This window comes from Streptomyces durhamensis, assembly GCF_000725475.1.
In the GTDB taxonomy this organism is placed as follows: Bacteria; Actinomycetota; Actinomycetes; order Streptomycetales; family Streptomycetaceae; genus Streptomyces; species Streptomyces filipinensis.
Map to the genome: position 1 here is coordinate 381,213 of NZ_JNXR01000001.1, position 14,995 is coordinate 396,207.

15 protein-coding genes, 1 tRNA gene and 1 pseudogene are annotated in these 14,995 nt (G+C 71.9%); 9 read left to right on the top strand and 8 right to left on the bottom strand.

Annotation, left to right across the window (positions count from 1 at the left end; genetic code table 11):
• Window positions 1-45: 45 nt before the first annotated feature.
• The gene (locus tag IO33_RS0101680; protein ID WP_031159245.1) at window positions 46-258 is read right to left on the bottom strand and encodes an FmdB family zinc ribbon protein; all 213 of its coding nucleotides are present in this window, start codon (window positions 256-258) and stop codon (window positions 46-48) included.
• 292 nt (window positions 259-550) lie between these two features.
• Between IO33_RS0101680 and IO33_RS43640 the strand changes: the two are divergent.
• The 3 genes and pseudogenes from IO33_RS43640 (at window position 551) to IO33_RS0101695 (ending at window position 5,273) form a co-directional block, all read left to right on the top strand.
• Window positions 551-2,640: pseudogene (locus tag IO33_RS43640) on the top strand (transglycosylase domain-containing protein).
• A gap of 49 nt (window positions 2,641-2,689) precedes the next feature.
• Complete coding sequence (locus tag IO33_RS0101690) at window positions 2,690-3,985, top strand: polysaccharide deacetylase family protein (RefSeq protein WP_031159247.1); 1,296 nt, start codon at window positions 2,690-2,692, stop codon at window positions 3,983-3,985.
• Window positions 3,986-4,160: 175 nt separating this feature from the next.
• Window positions 4,161-5,273, top strand: a complete 1,113-nt coding sequence (locus IO33_RS0101695) for an amidase domain-containing protein (protein WP_245235655.1) — start codon at window positions 4,161-4,163, stop codon at window positions 5,271-5,273.
• A gap of 30 nt (window positions 5,274-5,303) precedes the next feature.
• On the opposite strand, the gene IO33_RS0101700 is transcribed toward IO33_RS0101695, so the two are convergent.
• From IO33_RS0101700 to IO33_RS0101710, 3 genes are all read right to left on the bottom strand, one after another.
• On the bottom strand, window positions 5,304-5,864 hold the full coding sequence (locus IO33_RS0101700; RefSeq protein WP_051926352.1) for a DUF4383 domain-containing protein: 561 nt from the start codon (window positions 5,862-5,864) through the stop codon (window positions 5,304-5,306).
• Between the two features lie 159 nt (window positions 5,865-6,023).
• On the bottom strand, window positions 6,024-7,412 hold the full coding sequence (locus IO33_RS0101705; RefSeq protein ID WP_031159254.1) for a coiled-coil domain-containing protein: 1,389 nt from the start codon (window positions 7,410-7,412) through the stop codon (window positions 6,024-6,026).
• A gap of 94 nt (window positions 7,413-7,506) precedes the next feature.
• Window positions 7,507-8,277 carry a DUF4097 family beta strand repeat-containing protein gene (locus tag IO33_RS0101710; protein WP_031159256.1) on the bottom strand — a complete coding sequence of 257 codons (771 nt, stop codon included), beginning with the start codon at window positions 8,275-8,277 and terminating at the stop codon, window positions 7,507-7,509.
• 224 nt (window positions 8,278-8,501) lie between these two features.
• On the opposite strand from IO33_RS0101710, the gene IO33_RS0101715 reads away from it, so the two are divergent.
• Window positions 8,502-8,576 (top strand) — tRNA-Val (locus IO33_RS0101715).
• A gap of 36 nt (window positions 8,577-8,612) precedes the next feature.
• Here IO33_RS0101715 and IO33_RS0101720 read toward each other — a convergent pair.
• Complete coding sequence (locus IO33_RS0101720; protein WP_031159258.1) at window positions 8,613-8,954, bottom strand: hypothetical protein; 342 nt, start codon at window positions 8,952-8,954, stop codon at window positions 8,613-8,615.
• A 62-nt stretch (window positions 8,955-9,016) separates the two neighbouring features.
• Window positions 9,017-9,925 carry a ketopantoate reductase family protein gene (locus tag IO33_RS0101725; protein WP_031159260.1) on the bottom strand — a complete coding sequence of 303 codons (909 nt, stop codon included), beginning with the start codon at window positions 9,923-9,925 and terminating at the stop codon, window positions 9,017-9,019.
• Between the two features lie 91 nt (window positions 9,926-10,016).
• Here IO33_RS0101725 and IO33_RS0101730 point away from each other — a divergent pair, with 91 nt between their 5' ends.
• The 3 genes from IO33_RS0101730 to IO33_RS0101740 all read left to right on the top strand — a co-directional run bounded on the left by IO33_RS0101730 (window position 10,017) and on the right by IO33_RS0101740 (window position 11,880).
• Complete coding sequence (locus IO33_RS0101730) at window positions 10,017-10,262, top strand: DUF2277 domain-containing protein (protein WP_031159263.1); 246 nt, start codon at window positions 10,017-10,019, stop codon at window positions 10,260-10,262.
• 339 nt (window positions 10,263-10,601) lie between these two features.
• The gene (locus tag IO33_RS0101735) at window positions 10,602-11,057 is read left to right on the top strand and encodes a DoxX family protein (RefSeq protein WP_031159265.1); all 456 of its coding nucleotides are present in this window, start codon (window positions 10,602-10,604) and stop codon (window positions 11,055-11,057) included.
• 193 nt (window positions 11,058-11,250) lie between these two features.
• Window positions 11,251-11,880, top strand: a complete 630-nt coding sequence (locus IO33_RS0101740; protein WP_031159268.1) for a DedA family protein — start codon at window positions 11,251-11,253, stop codon at window positions 11,878-11,880.
• A 184-nt stretch (window positions 11,881-12,064) separates the two neighbouring features.
• Here IO33_RS0101740 and IO33_RS0101745 read toward each other — a convergent pair whose 3' ends face one another.
• Window positions 12,065-12,709, bottom strand: a complete 645-nt coding sequence (locus IO33_RS0101745; protein WP_031159270.1) for an HNH endonuclease family protein — start codon at window positions 12,707-12,709, stop codon at window positions 12,065-12,067.
• A gap of 386 nt (window positions 12,710-13,095) precedes the next feature.
• Here IO33_RS0101745 and IO33_RS0101750 point away from each other — a divergent pair, with 386 nt between their 5' ends.
• Window positions 13,096-13,677: a TMEM165/GDT1 family protein gene (locus IO33_RS0101750; protein WP_031159272.1), complete on the top strand. Its 582-nt coding sequence runs from the start codon at window positions 13,096-13,098 to the stop codon at window positions 13,675-13,677.
• A gap of 202 nt (window positions 13,678-13,879) precedes the next feature.
• Window positions 13,880-14,548 (top strand): HAD family hydrolase, encoded by a 669-nt coding sequence (locus IO33_RS0101755; protein ID WP_031159275.1) that lies wholly within the window; start codon window positions 13,880-13,882, stop codon window positions 14,546-14,548.
• 27 nt (window positions 14,549-14,575) lie between these two features.
• Here the strand turns inward: IO33_RS0101755 and IO33_RS53725 are convergent, their stop codons facing one another.
• Entirely contained in the window at window positions 14,576-14,953 is a 378-nt protein-coding gene (locus tag IO33_RS53725; protein ID WP_078963240.1) for a peptidoglycan-binding protein, read from the bottom strand.
• Window positions 14,954-14,995: the final 42 nt, after the last annotated feature.

Genomic DNA, 14,995 nt, shown 5'->3' on the forward strand with positions numbered 1-14,995 from the left:
GCGGGGAGCCGCGAAGCGCCCGCGGCGGGCGACGCACCCGTCCGCCTAGCCGCAGCAGCCCCCACCGCAGCAGCCGCCCCCGCCCCCGCCCCCCGCGGGGGCCTGCGCGGAGGTGCCGCCCACGGCGACGGCGGACAGCAGCTTCACCGTGTCGTCGTGCCCGGCGGGGCACGACGCGGGGGCACTGGATTCCGCCATGGGGCGGCTCATTTCGAACGTGTCGCCGCAAATACGGCAACGGTACTCGTAGCGTGGCATGGGGCCAGGGTAGCTGGAGGGGCCCGGGGGCCGGTTTCTCAATGTTGCATGAGTGTTGCGAGAAACTCCGCCCCTTGAGCAGGGGATTCGAAAACTTCGTTGATAACTTGTGAATGCCGCTGCGAGGGTGCCCAGCTCACCGCGCGAGCAAGAACGAGTGCGGAGGGAGACGCAGGTGACCGATGCGTCGCAGGGGGACGGCGCTCCCGAGGCGGGAGACCGTGGTGACGAGCCGCTCGACGCGGACCTGACCCTGCATCTGAGGGTGGGCGAGCTCAGGGCGGACGAGACCATGCAGCTGCGGGTGCCCGCGCCGCCGGAGCGGCCCGCCGCCGAGGGCCGGGCCGAGCGCCGGCGCAGTGCGCGCCCCTCCGCGCGGGAGCGCGCCGCGGCCGTGACCGGCCGGCTGCTCGGGCCGCTGGCCCCGTACGCCCGCCGGTTCGCCCGCCGCGCGCGCCGGCTGAAGCCCTGCTATCCGCGCCCCGGCCGGGTGGGCTGGCGCCGCTGGATACCCTCCTGGCGCCAGTGGACCGGCGCCACGGTGGGGTCGGTCGGCCTGCTGAGCCTCTTCCTCGTCACCGCCTACGCGCTCACCGACATACCGAGCAACCTGAACACGTACGCCACCCAGCAGGACAACGTCTACTTCTGGTCGGACGGCACGCCGATGGCCCGCACGGGCTGGGTGCAGCGGCAGGCGATGCCGCTGAAGGACATACCCGAGGACGTCCGCTGGGCGGTGCTGGCGGCGGAGAACGAGAGCTTCTACTCGGACCCGGGCATATCCGTCAAAGGCCTCTCGCGGGCGCTGTACCGCACCGTGGGCAAGGGGGACACCGAGGGTGGCTCCACCATCACCCAGCAGTACGTCAAAAACGTCTATCTCAACCAGAACCAGACGGTCAGCCGCAAGTTCACCGAGGCGATGATCGCCCTCAAGCTCGACAACAAGATGAGCAAGGACCAGATCCTGGAGGGCTACCTCAACACCAGCTGGTTCGGCCGCGGCAGCTACGGCATCCAGCGCGCCGCCCAGGCCTACTACGGCAAGGACGTCAGCAAGCTCAACGCCTCCGAGGCGGCCATGCTCGCCGGACTCCTCAAGGGCGCCGGCCTGTACGACCCGACGCTCGGCAAGGCCAACCACAAGCGGGCCGTGGAACGCTGGAAGTGGATCCTGGACCGGATGGTCAAGATCCACCGCCTGTCACCGCAGGAGCGCGCCCGGTACCGGGCCTTCCCCGAACCGCTGAAGAGCAACCCGCTGTACAACACCGGTGCGCAGAGCGACTACCTGGTGGAGCTGGCGTCGCAGTACGCGAAGAAGGCCGGGCATCTGACCGACAAGCAGTTCGACCTCGGCGGCTACCAGATCTACACGACCTTCGACCGCAAGCGGGAGCAGGCCCTGACCGACGCCGTCACCAAGGCCCGCAAGCAGGCGAAGCGGACCAACCCGGACGCGGCGAAGGACGGACACTACGGCGCCGCGTCGGTGGCCACCGACGGCCGGATCCTCGCGGTCTACGGCGGCCCCGACCACCGTACGCAGGGTTACAACGAGTCCAACGCGGCCACCGTCCAGGCGGGCACCGCGTTCCTGCCGTTCGTCTACGCCGCCGGGCTCGAACACGGCGCCCACAGGACACGCGGGGGGGCGGCCACCCCCGTCACCCCGGACACCGTCTACAACGGCGACGACGACATCCCCGTCACGACTCCCGAGGGCCCGTACTGGGACCGCAGCGGCAAGAAGGTCACCTCCCGCAACGACGGCGGGAAGTCCTACGGGCAGATCACCCTGCGCCAGGCGCTCGCCCAGTCGGTCAACACGCCCTTCATGCAGCTCGGCATGGACACCGGCCTGGAGAACGTGCGCCAGACCGCCGAGGCGTCCGGACTGCTGTCCGACAGCATCGGCCCCAGGTGCCCGCCCTGTCGCTCGGCAACTCCACGCCCAGCGCCATCCGCATGGCGAGCGGCTACGCCACGTTCGCCGCCGACGGCACGCACACCGAGCCGTACTCGGTGCGCCGGATCACCCGCAACGGCGCGCCGGTCGCCCTCAACACCCCGCGCCCCCGGCGTGCGGTCGGCGCCGAGGTGGCCCGGGATGTCGACGAGGCGCTCGCCGACTCCTTCCGGGCCGCCCACCCGGCCACGGCCGCAGGCGGGCCGGGGACGGCCGGGAAAGCCGGTACCGCCGACAAGGACACCGCCGCCTGGTACGCCGGCACGGCCGGCTCCGTGTCGACGGCGGTCGTCGTCTACCGCATGGACCTGGCGAAGTCCTTGCAGCCGCTGCCCCTGAAGGGCCTGGCGGGCACGCCGGCGGACGACGTCCCGTACGCCCTCTGGTCGGCCGCCATGGGTCTCGGCTGACTCCGGACCCGCAGACCCCTACCCGTCCCTTTCGGAGATTGAGCCGCGCATGTCTCGCAAGAAGTCGCCGACAGGCCGGCGTCGAGCCCCCGGCCGTCGCCTGGCCCCCGCCGCCACCCGCCCGCAGGTCCTGACGCTCGCCGCCCTCCTCGTCGTGGCCTCCCTGGTGGCCGGCTTTCTGGCGCTGACCCGGCCGGACCACACCGAGCCGACCGCCTCGGAGGGCAAGAAGGCCAAGGTGGCCACACCGAAGCCCAGCCCGACGCCCACATGGGACGGCAAGACCCACATCCTCGGTGACGGCTCGACCTCCTACACCGGACCGCAGCAGGGACAGTTGAAGCCGGTGCCGCTCAAGCCAGGTGAGAAACCGCCCCAGTTCGTCGTCTTCTCCTGGGACGGCGCCCTGGAGGGCGACGACCACCTCTTCTCCCACTACCGGGAGATGGCCAAGCAGTACGACGCCCACATGACCTTCTTCCTCACCGGCATCTACCTGCTGCCCAAGAGCAAGAAGTCCCTCTACCACGGCCCGATGCACGCGCCCGGCGACGCCGCCATCGACTACGCCACCGACGCGCACATCCGCACCACCCTGGAGCAGCTCCGCCTGGCCTACCAGCAGGGCGACGAGATCGGCACCCACTTCAACGGCCACTTCTGCGGCAAGAAGGGCGGCGGCGACTGGTCCGTCAGCCAGTGGAAGAGCGAGATCGACCAGTTCTTCCGGTTCGTGGAGAACTGGAAGACCAACACCGGCTACAAGGACGTTCCCGCGCTGCCGTTCGACTTCAGGAAGGAGGTCACCGGCGGCCGCGCGCCCTGCCTGGAGGGCCAGCCCAACCTGCTGAAGGCCATCAAGGGCTACGGCTGGCGCTACGACGCCAGCTCCCCGGGCGACTTCCAGATATGGCCCAGGAAGAAGAACGGCATCTGGGACTTCCCGCTGGAGATGCTCCCGTACGAGAACGGCAAGTTCCAGGGCCTGTCGATGGACTTCAACTTCCTCTACAACCAGTCCGGCGGCGAGACGAACGGCGATCCGTCCAAGTACCCCCAGTGGCAGCAGATGACCGTCGACTCCTACATGGCCGGTTTCAACCGCGTCTACTACGGCAGCCGGGCCCCGCTGTTCATCGGCAACCACTTCGAGGACTGGAACGGTGGCACCTACATGAAGGCCATCGACCAGGTCATCCCGAAGATCTGCACCAAAACAGGCGTCAAGTGCGTTTCCTTCAAGGAGCTGTCCGACTGGCTCGACGTACAAAAGCCGCAGACCCTCGCCGCGTTGCGCGGCCTGGATCCCGCCCAGACGCCGGACTGGTCCCGGGTCGTCAAGTGACGCGCGGTCAGCGCCGGTTCCACTTGTGTTACTCCCTTCACATCCACCACATGATGCATGCAAAGATGCTCCATCCCGGTAGGTCTACCGGCGTAAAAGGGGAACATCATTGAAATCAAGAAGACTGAGCCGTAAGCGGCGCCGCGCCACCATAGTCACGGCTGCGGCCGCCTCGGTGGTCGCCGGCGTGGCCCTGGTGCCCAACTGGAGCGCGGGGGCGGCTGTCACCAACGACCCGACGGTGGACGCCGCGACCAAGGCGACCTTCCAGCGGCTGGCCGACGCGGTCTTCACCGACCGCACCGAGGCCCTGGTGGACGGGGCCGGCAGCGCCCGGACGCGGCACGCGTCCGGCTTCTCCGGGTCCGTCCGCCTGTCCGGCGGGCAGAACCGCGAGCAGAGTTCCGCCCTGGGCGAGCTGCGCGCCCGCAGGACCCGCCTCGCCAAGCTGGGCGAGAAGTACAGCGCGGGCAGCACGAAGGTCACGCTCGACGCCACCCAGGTCAACGGCCGGCGCGCCAAGGTCGCCGTCACCGAGACCACCACGCTGAGCTACAAGAAGCCCGCGGCGGGCAGCCCGAAGACCACGGGATTCCAGGCCCACCACGAGCTGACCTTCAGGGCCGACCGCAACGGGGACTGGCAGCTGACCGGCATCCGCGACACGGACGACGGCTACCTCGCCGTGAACCAGGTCGCCACGCCGTCCGTCGCCAAGGTGAGCACGACCGCCGACGACGGCCCGCCGGACGCGCCCCGCGCGGCCACCAGCTGGCCCGCCCCGGCCAACCGGAAGAACCTCACCACCGGCACGTACGACTACAAGGCCATGGTGGCGTACGCGGCGAAGTACTGGTCCCACTACAACCCGGCCTACCCGGACTTCAACGGCGAGGCCGACGGCGGTGACTGCACCAACTTCGTCAGCCAGTCCCTGAAGGCGGGCGGCTGGAAGCACGTTCCCGGCTACACGAACGACTTCCACAAGTGGTTCGGCACGGCCGACATCCAGTCGGACTCGTTCATCGGCGTCAACGAGTTCTCCTGGTTCGCCCTGTCCTCCAAGCGCGTCACCCCGCTGGCCAACGTCTACCAGGCGGACCTCGGTGACGTGATCCAGATGGACTTCAACCGGGACGGGTCCAAGGACCACTCGATGATCGTCACCTACCGCGACCGCTATGGCGTGCCGTATGTGACGTACCACTCCACCAACACCTACAACAGGTCGGTGGCCAGCCTGGTCGCGTCGTACCCGAACGCGTACTACTACGCCTACCGCACCTGATCCGGTCCGGTGGTGCCGGCGCGGGACGGCTCAGTCCGTCCCGCGCTCGTCCTTCGCCCCGGGCAGCATGGTCCCCGGCGGCTCGGCGGCCGGCTCGGGATGCCGGGCCCGCCAGTACGGGTTGTCGTGCGGCAGGGTCGAGCCGACTCTGCCGTACATGCCGAAGGTCATCAGCAGCAGGCCCACGATGAAGCTGAAGAACACGTTCTGGATCTTGAACGCCAGGAAGTTGTAGTTGCTGTCCAGCAGGCCGAGCGTCAGGAACCCGGCCAGCAGGAACAGCACCCCGAACACCATGTTCAGCGTGGACGCCACGTTCCCGCCGATCACCATGCCGGCGAGCAGGATCGCCCCGACGACGACGGACAGGACACTCAGCGTCCCGTTGGTGTTCAGCCCGGCGACCGAGTTGCCGCCGGTGTCGAAGAAGCCGATGTGGTTGATCAGACCCAGGATGCCGAAGGCGACGAGGAACGCGCCGATCACCCCCGCGCCGATCCGGTAGACGGTGTTCAACCGGTGATCGACGGGCAGGTGCTTGTCGAACTCCGTCCGCCGCCGCGGCTTCGTGTGCACAGCGTGTGTGGCCATGTCCGCCTCCCTCGGGCGCTAGCGGAGGCCATCCGTCCATCCAATATCCGCCCGGCCCGCGGCGCCCTGCAACCGACGGGAGGGCGGCGTGCTCCGAAAGGGGCGCGGGGGACCGCGCGACAGGCCGCGGCGATCCCGCCCCGCACCTCTACGGCCGGCTCAGTGCCCCCCGCGTTCATCGCGGATCCGGGCCACCACCCGGGCCGCCGCCTGCCGGACGGCGTCCGTCTCGGTCAGGAAGTGCCAGTAGTCGGGGTGTCGTCCCTGCAGCGTGCCGATCGCCCGCTCCAGCCGCCCCACCGCCTCGTCCAGCGGCGCCGCATGCCGCGGATCCGGGGTCGTACGGCCGGTCATCGCCAGCCGCTGTGCGTCCCGGATCGCGAACCGTGTGCGCTCGATCTCGGCCTGCGGATCCTTCTGCACCGCGTTCAGCCGCGCAAGCCGGTCCCCTGCGGCCGACACGGCCTCGTCGGTGGCGTTCAGCAGGGCCCGTACCGTCGACAGCAGCGAGGTGGCGTCCGGCCAGTGCTGGGCGTCCCGCGCCGCCTGCGCCTCGCCGAGCCTCAGCTCGGCCCGCCGTACGTTCTCCGCGGCCTGCTCGGGCACCTGCTGCAGGTCCTGCCAGCAGGCGGCCGAGAACCGGCGCCGCAGCTCGCTCAGCACCGGGTCCACCTGCCCGGCCCGGGTGGTCAGCGCCTGGGCCCGGGTGCGCAGGCTGACCAGCCGGTGATCGATCTCGGCGGCCTTCTCCGGCAGCCGCTCGGCCTCGGCCCGGATCGCCCCGGCCTCCCGCTGCACCCGCTCGGCCCGCTCCAGCGTCTGCTCCACGCCGTGCTGCCCGGCGCCCTGGTTCAGCCTGGTCAGCTCGGGGGAGAGGGCGGCCAGCCGCGCGGCGAGGTCATCGGCCCGCAGCCCCTGCTCCCGTACGGCGTCCAGGGCGTTGCTCGCGCCCAGCAGCGCCTGCCGGGCCCGCTCCACGGCGGGCGCCAGCCGGGCCAGCTGGGTCTCGGCCTTGCCGAGGAGCGGTCCGAGCGATGCGCCGAACCGGTCCAGCTCCTGCTTGACCCGGACCAGCTCGTCCTTGGCGGAGGCCAGCTCCGAGCGGGCCCGGGACGCGGCCGAGGCCTCCAGGTCGTCCCGGTCGAGATCGTGGGCGTCGACGGCCTGGATGTACCGCTGGCTGACGTCGTCGATCCGCTGCCCGAGCGCCCCGAAGTCGGTGACGGCACGCTGGGCGGCGGGGGAGTCGTCCACGGCCGTGATCGTCTCTATGGAGATCCTCAGGTCCCGCTGGGCGGTGTCCAGTTCGTAGAACGCGGCCGCCGCGGCGTCCTTCGCGGCCTGTGCCTCGGCCCGCTGGCTCTCCGCCCGGCCGCCGAACCAGCGCCGGGTGCCGCCGCCGGCGAACGCGGCGGGCAGGGCGAGCGCGGCCAGCACCGGCAGGCTCAGCAGAGTGAGGGTGTCGCGCAGAGCCGTGGACCCGGACCGGATCCGAAGGGCCGACGGCGGGTACGACCGCGTCGCTGGCGTGCCCGGTGTCGCCGTCACATCCCTCTCCCGTGCCCTGGTCCGCCGTGGGTGGTGTCATTCTCCCACCCGTAGGAGACGAAGACACGGGCCGGTCAGTTCGCGCTGCGCACCGTCATTTCTCGGTGCGTACCGTGACCTTTCCGTCCGACGAGTGGGCCGACACCCGGTGCGGGCTGCGGTCGTCGCGGGGCACGGACACCGACACCGCGCCGTCGTCGGAACCGGCCGACACACGGTAGGCGCCCTGGGGGAGGCCGACCGTGACGGCGCCGTCGCTGCTGGAGGCGTCCACCCGGTCGGGCACGCCGGACAGCCGCACGTCCACGGAGCCGTCGCTGGAGTCCGCCTTCACCCGGCGCGAGGAGACGTCGGCGTGCACCGAGCCGTCGTCCGACGTCAGGTCGAGCGGCCCGCTGGAGTCGGTGACCCGGACGGCGCCGTCGGCGGTGTCGACGCTGAGCGGATCCCTGAACCCGTGCGCGCGCACGCTGCCGTCGCCGTTGTCGACCTTCACGCTGATCCCGCGCGGCACCTCGATGCGGTGCCGGGCCGAGCAGTCGGCGATGAACCCCGAGCAGTGCACGCGCAGCACCAGCCGGTCGTCGCGGAAGGACCAGCGCACCGTCGGATCGTGGCCGACGACGACGGACCCCTGGAACCACCGGGTCACGTCGACGGTGCCGGCCTTGGCGGAGTCCGTGGCGACGACCTCCAGCGCGGAGTTGTCGGAGTCGATGGTGAGGGTGCGGCCGTGCAGGGCGAAGGACCGGTGCTCGGGATGCTCGTCGTCGGCGGCGGAGGCGCCGCAGGCGCTGATCCCCGCGACGAGCACGCCGGTGACCACCGCCATGGCGGCGGCGCGGAAAGGAACGGAACGGGCCATACGACATCTCCCCCTGCACCGGCCGTCGGAGCGCGACGGCCGGAACGACTCGGTCTCCGCCGACACTAGATGATCATCATCGGCGCCCCGATCCGGCAGCCTCCCGGAGCCGGGGTGGGGTTAACCCCCGTACGACCCCCGCCTGGCCCGGCGTTACGGGTTTGCCGTGCACCGGTCCGGGCAAGGTAGGCTGTCGACTCGTCCTGGCGCACAGCCCGGACACCGGGTGCGTAGCTCAGGGGTAGAGCGCCTGCCTTACAAGCAGGATGTCGGCGGTTCGAAACCGTCCGCGCCCACCAGCGGGAAAGCCCCCGGCCGTATGGCCGGGGGCTTTGTCATTCCTCTCCGCCCGGTTGTTCCAGGGCGTGCTTCAGCTGGGTGCGGGCGTCCACCCGGTCCGCCGCCGCGACCTCGGCCCAGAAACGGTGCGTGCTGACGAACACCGCGAGTTCGTGCTCGCGGCGGCGCAGCTTCTCCACCTCGGCCTGGTCGTCCGCCGTCCAGCCCGGGGAGGCGGGCCGCTCCACCTTGCGCCAGCCGTTGTCGTCGCTGAAGCCGTCCATCGGCTCGACCGACCACGGCAGGCGCTTGAGCAGGGCAGACAGCTCGGCCCGGACCTGATGCAGCTCCTCCTGACCGGCGAGGAGGTCACTGGGGAATTCATAGGTCGCAGCCACACGGCAATGCTACGCCTGTTCGATTTTGGGTGGCGAGTTCGTTCCTGGGATTCAGGGGAGGATCAGCCGAACGGGTGACCGGCCGCCCGCAGCTCGTCCAGGAGCCGGGCCGTCACCGGCACCGGCACCCCGTGCCGGCCGGCCGCACGCAGCAGCGCCCCGCCGATCGCGTCGAGTTCGAGCGGCCGGCCGGCCTCGGCGTCGCGCTGCATGGACGACCTGGCGCCGGGCGGGAAGGCGTCGTAGCGGGCCAGGGCCTGGGCCGCCTCGGCGGGGGCGCCGCAGGCCCGGCTGACCGCGGTGGTCTCCGCGACCAGGGACTCCAGCTCCTCGCGGTGCCGGGTGCGGGCCTCGCCGAGCGGGAGGCCGTACCGGGTGGTGAGCAGCGCGAAGGGGGCGAGGAAGGCCATCTTGGCCCACAGGGCCGCCGTCTCGTCCTCGGCCACGCGCGCGGTCGTCCCGGCGGCGGTGAGATCGGCGGCGAGGGCGTCCAGGCGGGCGCGGGGCACGCCGTCCCCGGCGAGGTCGATCTCCGTGAACGGGCTGCCGTGTTCGATCACGCCCGGGGCGAGTCGGGTGGACTCCACCCGGATCACCGCCGGGGCGACCCGGTCGGGGCGGTAGCGGGCGCGCAGCCGGGCGGGGTGCTCGACGCCGTTCAGCAGCGGTACCACGAGGGCGTCGCCCAGGGCGGCGGGCGGCACCCGGGTGAGGGCGGCGTCGAGCGCGGTGTGCTTGACGGCGACCAGGCAGGCGTCCACCGGTTCGCGCAGCGCGGTGTCCGCCTCGACGGCGGCGGTGAACTCGCCGAACTGCGGGCTGCGGACCGTGATTCCGGTGGCGCGCAGGGCGCCGGCCGTGCGCTCCTGGGCCAGGCAGACGACGCGGTGGCCGGAGCGGGAGAGCAAGGCGGCGAGCAGGCCGCCGGTGCCGCCGGGGCCGAGGACGGCCACGGTGCTCTTGATGGTCATGAGGAGGTTCCTCTCGTCGGTCGGCCCCGGGGTCGGTGGCCGCCTCGCCGTGATCATCGCACCGGGGCGCGGGCGGCGGGAGACTGGGGACATGTGCCGGAGTATCAAGACGCTGCGTCCGCCCGTCCTGCCCGACGAGGCCACGGACGACGACATCCACGCCGCCGCGCTGCAGTACGTGCGGAAGGTCTCGGGCTTCCGGGCTCCCGCCGCGCACAACCGCGAGGTCTTCGACCGCGCGGTGGCCGCGGTGGCCGAGGCCACGGCCGAGCTGCTCGGGGAGCTGGAGGTGCGGGGGCGGTCCGCAAGGCCGGCGGGGCCCACGGGGCCGGCGTGAGCTGAGCCGGTGGCCTGACTGGCTGTCAAGTAGTTTTCCACTCAAGTGCGTCACTCTTCGCGTTGCCCACGCAGGGGGTGCGACGGGTGACCTGGCAGGCGCGGCTGGGTGTGGATTCGGTCACGTACGAGGACGCCGGCGTGGTGGCGCGGGCTGCCTGAATGCGGCCTTTCCCGGGGGAGGGCCGTCGGTGCGGCCGAACCCATGGCCAAATGTTGAACTTGCAAGCACTGATTAGGTAGCCCTAACCTGGGGCTCCATTCGGTACCGCCGCCCCCATGACCGGCCATCCACACGTCCCCGGCCGGCCCGACCGACACCGAAGAGGAGATCCCCCTCATGACCGCACGACTCAACTCCGCTCAGCCCTACGTCCTCGGGCTCTTCCGCATCGTCATAGGCCTGCTCTTCGCGGCGCACGGCGCCGCCTCGCTCTTCGGCGTCCTCGGCGGCGCGATGGGCACCCAGGGCGGCACGATCCCGTCCGGCACCTGGCCCGGCTGGTACGCGGCCGTCATCCAGCTGGTCGCCGGCGCCCTGGTGCTCCTCGGCCTCGGCACCCGCGGGGCCGCGCTGATCGCCTCGGGCTCGATGGCGTACGCCTACTTCAACGTCCACCAGCAGGTCGCGCTGTGGCCCATCCAGAACGGCGGCGAGCTGTCGGTCCTGTTCTGCTGGGCGTTCCTGATGCTGGTCTTCACCGGCTCCGGCGCCTTCGGCCTGGACCAGATCGTCGTCCGCCGCACGGCCGAGGGCGGCCGGGCCGCCGCCGAGCAGGCCCCGATAGCGGCCTGACCCGCGCGGGCGCCCTCGCCGCCACGAGGCACGCGCGCCGGCGCCCTTCCCCGCCACGAGGGGAAGGGCGCCGCTTCGCGTGGCGCTGGAAAGCCCCGGGAAAGCCGCCGAAGGCCCCATGAGCCCCGGTCGACCCCCGAAACCCTCCTGTCACACCCCCGGCGTACGCTGTATGGCTGTCAACGGGGGAGCAATGGGAGTCGTCGTGTTCGAGAGTGTGGGGTCACTGGCCGCCGGACCATGGATCTATGCCGCGGTGGCCGTCTCCGTTCTGCTCGACGTGTTCGTGCCGGTGCTGCCGAGCGGCGTGCTCGTCATCACGGCCGGTACGGCCGCGGCGGCGGGCACGGGTGCGGCGGCCGGCCGGGTCGTCCCGCACGACGTGCCGGACCTGCTGGCCCTGATCCTCTCGGCGGCGACCGCCTCGGTGATCGGCGATCTGGTGGCCTACCGCCTGGCCTGGCGGGGCGGCGAGCGGCTGGACCGGGCGATCGCCCGCTCCCGGCGGCTGACCACCGCGCAGGAACGTCTCGGCGACGCCCTGGCCCGGGGTGGTGGCGCGCTGGTCGTGCTGGCCCGTTTCGCCCCCGCCGGCCGCTCGGTCGTCTCCTTCTGCGCCGGCGCCGCACACCGCCGCGCCCGCGACTTCGTCCCCTGGTCCGCCCTGGCCGGCCTCTCCTGGGCCGCCTACAGCGCCGCCCTCGGTTACTACGGCGCCCAGTGGCTCGGCACGACATGGCTCGCCACGGGCGTCTCCGTGACCGCGCTCTTCGCGGCGGGCGCGGCGGCCGGCTACTGGATGCGCCGCAGCCCGGCCTCCTGAACCCCGGCCCCGCAGCGCCGGCCGCGCGCGGGTCCCGGCCCGCCGCGCGACGCGGCCCGCCGGAGAAGCGGGGTGCCGCCCGGCTTCCCGAGGGCGGCGCCGCCCGGCCGCCTGGCCGGCCCCGCGCGTCGCGGCCCGGAACGCCGGCTGCCGGGCCGCGTGGTCCAGCGGCCGGGCAGCCGGCTCAGCAGTTCGCCAGGTCGTTCTGCAGCGCGCTCTTCTCGGCGGAGTCGACGGAGAGGTCGTAGTAGTACTTCACCTGGACCCAGGCGCGCACGTAGGTGCAGAGGTAGGCGGACCGGGACGGGACCCAGGTCGACGGGTCCTGGTCGCCCTTGGCCTGGTTCACGTTGTCCGTGACGGCGAGGAGCTGCGGGCGGGTGACGTCGTTGGCGAAGGCCTGCCGCTGGGCGGTGGTCCACTTGCTCGCGCCGGAGTCCCAGGCCTCGGCGAGCGGGACGAGGTGGTCGATGTCGACGTCGGAGGGCGAGGTCCAGGTGGCGCCGTCGTACGGGGAGTACCAGCTGCCGCTGGTCGCGGTGCAGGCGGAGTTGGTGACGACGTTGGAGCCGTCCCGCTTGAGGATCCACTCGCGGGTGTTGCAGGTGCCGGAGATGGTGATCCAGGTCGGGAACTTGTCGCGGCTGTAGCCGGTGCGGTTCTCGGTGGCGACCGTCAGCTGGGAGAGGTAGCCGCGGGCGGTGGCGCCGCTGACCGGCGTGGGCAGGGCGGCGGAGGCGCTCGGCGAGTTGAACAGGGCGGCGGAGGCTATGAGCCCGGTGAGGGTGGCGAGTATGCTCAGCCGTCGACGCGCGTAGAACCTGGGCATGCGTGAACTCCGTTGTGGGGTGGGGATGTCGGGCGCGAGCGAGGGAATGCTCGCGAGACCGTGTTGCCGTGAGGTGAGCGCTCGGTAAGAAGCTAATGACATGTCCATGACACGACAAGGCTTGCGGCGCTTCCCGGCCGAACCTTCACATCCCGTACCATGGGGGGCGCAGAAGGGGAGTAGCTCTTCGCCGGACCGTCGACACACTGCTCAGCCAGCCTGAGCCGGCGCCCGGAGGCGGACCTCGACCAGGCCGCCAGCGAGACCTTCGGCAAGCAGTGCACGTCCGTGTCCCCCGACGCGGACGCCGAGTGCGCTGCCGTGCCGAGGTGTCATCGCGTGACGTACCGCACTCTCGGTGGGGCAGCCCGACCGATTGAGGAACCTTGATCAGCATCACCGTGACGGCGCTCGTCTTCGGCGTCATCTTCCTCGCCGAACTGCCGGACAAGACCGCGCTCGCCGGCCTCGTCCTCGGCACCCGCTACCGCGCGAGCCATGTCTTCGCGGGTGTCGCCGCCGCCTTCCTGCTCCATGTCGTGCTGGCCGTGGCGGCCGGCAGCGTGCTGACCCTGCTGCCCCAGCGGATCGTGCACGCCCTCACCGGTGTCCTCTTCCTCGGCGGTGCCGCGATGCTGCTGCTCCAGAAGGGCGAGGGTGAGGAGGAGATCAAGAAGCCCGCCGACCAGTCCTTCTGGAAGGTCGCGGGCACGGGTTTCACGCTCATCCTGGTCGCCGAGTTCGGTGACCTCACCCAGATCATGACCGCCAACCTCGCCGCCCGCTACGACGACCCCCTCTCCGTCGGTCTCGGTGCGGTGCTCGGCCTGTGGGCCGTCGCCGGGCTCGGCATCGTCGGTGGAAAGGCGCTGATGAAGAGGGTGCCGCTGCGGCTGATCACGCGGATCGCCGCGCTGCTGATGCTCGCGCTCGGGGTGTGGAGCCTGTACGAGGCGGTGGCCGGCTGAGGCCGGCCGGCGGGCTGAACGGCCGGTGAACCATCGCGCCGGACCGGTGAACCCTCGCGGGGGTGGTGGCGGGTTCCCGCGCGATTTTGTACCGTGGAGAAACAAAGTGGCTCCCGCCCGTTCACCCTGACCGGCGGGCGGGGCCGCCTTGTCCCCCCATGCCCTCTCCCGCCTGGGGTCTCGTCCGTTCCTGGAGCTGCCGATGACGGCCACCGCCACGCCCACCGTCCTCACCGTCCGCGCCTTCCTGCTGGACATGGACGGCACCCTCGTCAACTCGGACGCCGTCGTCGAGCGCGTCTGGCGGCGCTGGGCCGGGCGGCACGGGCTGGACGGCGACGAGGTGATGGAGGTCGTCCACGGCCGGCAGGGGCACGCCTCGATGGCCCTCCTGCTGCCCGGCCGGCCCATGGAGCAGAACCACGCGGACAACGCCCGCATGCTCGCCGAGGAGACCGCCGACACCGACGGTGTGGTCCAGATCCCCGGCGCCGGCGCCTTCCTCGCCTCCCTGCGGGGGCTTCCGCACGCCCTGGTGACCTCCGCGGACGTCCCGCTGTCCACCGCCCGCATGCACGCCGCCGGGCTGCCGCTGCCGAAGGTCCGCATCACCGCCGAGTCGGTCGGCGCGAGCAAGCCCGACCCGGAGGGCTTTCTGAAGGGCGCCGCCGAGCTGGGCGTGGACCCGGCCGACTGTGTGGTCTTCGAGGACTCGGGGGCGGGTATCGAGGCGGGGCGCCGCGCGGGGATGACGGTGGTGGGCGTCGGTCCCCGGGCCGGCCTGCATGCTCCCGACGTGGCCGTGCCCGACCTCACGCGGGTACGGGTCGAGGCCGTCGCGGACGGGTCGGTCCGGCTGCACATCACTTGACGGGGCGGGCGGCCCGGGCGGGCCCCGCTACGGCCGGGTGGTCTCCGCCTCCAGGCTCTTCCGGGTCGCCGGCCCGTACACGCCGGGGGTGTCGCCCTGGATGCCGCGGGCCAGTTGGTAGGTGCGCACGGCGTCCTGGACCGGGGCGCCGAAGACCCCGCTGATCCGGTCGTCGTAGAGGTTCAACTGCCTTAGCCGAAGCTGGAGTTCCGTCACCTGCGGGCCGCTGTCGCCGCGTTGCAGGACCGGGGCGACGGCAGGCGTGGTCCGCGGGGCGGCGGGGACCGTCGTGGGTGCGGCGGGCGCGGCCGGGCGGGACGTCTGGGCGGGGGCGGACGGGGACGGCGACGGGGACGGCGTGGCCGACGGGCTCGGGCGGCTCGCCGATGCGGAGGGCGACGGCACGGGCGAGCGGGCTGTTCTCGTACCATCCGCCGTCCCGGGACC

Coding starts and splice junctions, on each gene's coding strand:
- IO33_RS0101680 (WP_031159245.1), bottom strand. CDS start 258: ATGCCACGCTACGAGTACCGTTGCCGTATTTGCGGCGACACGTTCGAA.
- IO33_RS0101690 (WP_031159247.1), top strand. CDS start 2,690: ATGTCTCGCAAGAAGTCGCCGACAGGCCGGCGTCGAGCCCCCGGCCGT.
- IO33_RS0101700 (WP_051926352.1), bottom strand. CDS start 5,864: ATGGCCACACACGCTGTGCACACGAAGCCGCGGCGGCGGACGGAGTTC.
- IO33_RS0101710 (WP_031159256.1), bottom strand. CDS start 8,277: ATGGCCCGTTCCGTTCCTTTCCGCGCCGCCGCCATGGCGGTGGTCACC.
- IO33_RS0101725 (WP_031159260.1), bottom strand. CDS start 9,925: ATGACCATCAAGAGCACCGTGGCCGTCCTCGGCCCCGGCGGCACCGGC.
- IO33_RS0101730 (WP_031159263.1), top strand. CDS start 10,017: ATGTGCCGGAGTATCAAGACGCTGCGTCCGCCCGTCCTGCCCGACGAG.
- IO33_RS0101735 (WP_031159265.1), top strand. CDS start 10,602: ATGACCGCACGACTCAACTCCGCTCAGCCCTACGTCCTCGGGCTCTTC.
- IO33_RS0101740 (WP_031159268.1), top strand. CDS start 11,251: ATGGGAGTCGTCGTGTTCGAGAGTGTGGGGTCACTGGCCGCCGGACCA.
- IO33_RS0101745 (WP_031159270.1), bottom strand. CDS start 12,709: ATGCCCAGGTTCTACGCGCGTCGACGGCTGAGCATACTCGCCACCCTC.
- IO33_RS0101755 (WP_031159275.1), top strand. CDS start 13,880: ATGACGGCCACCGCCACGCCCACCGTCCTCACCGTCCGCGCCTTCCTG.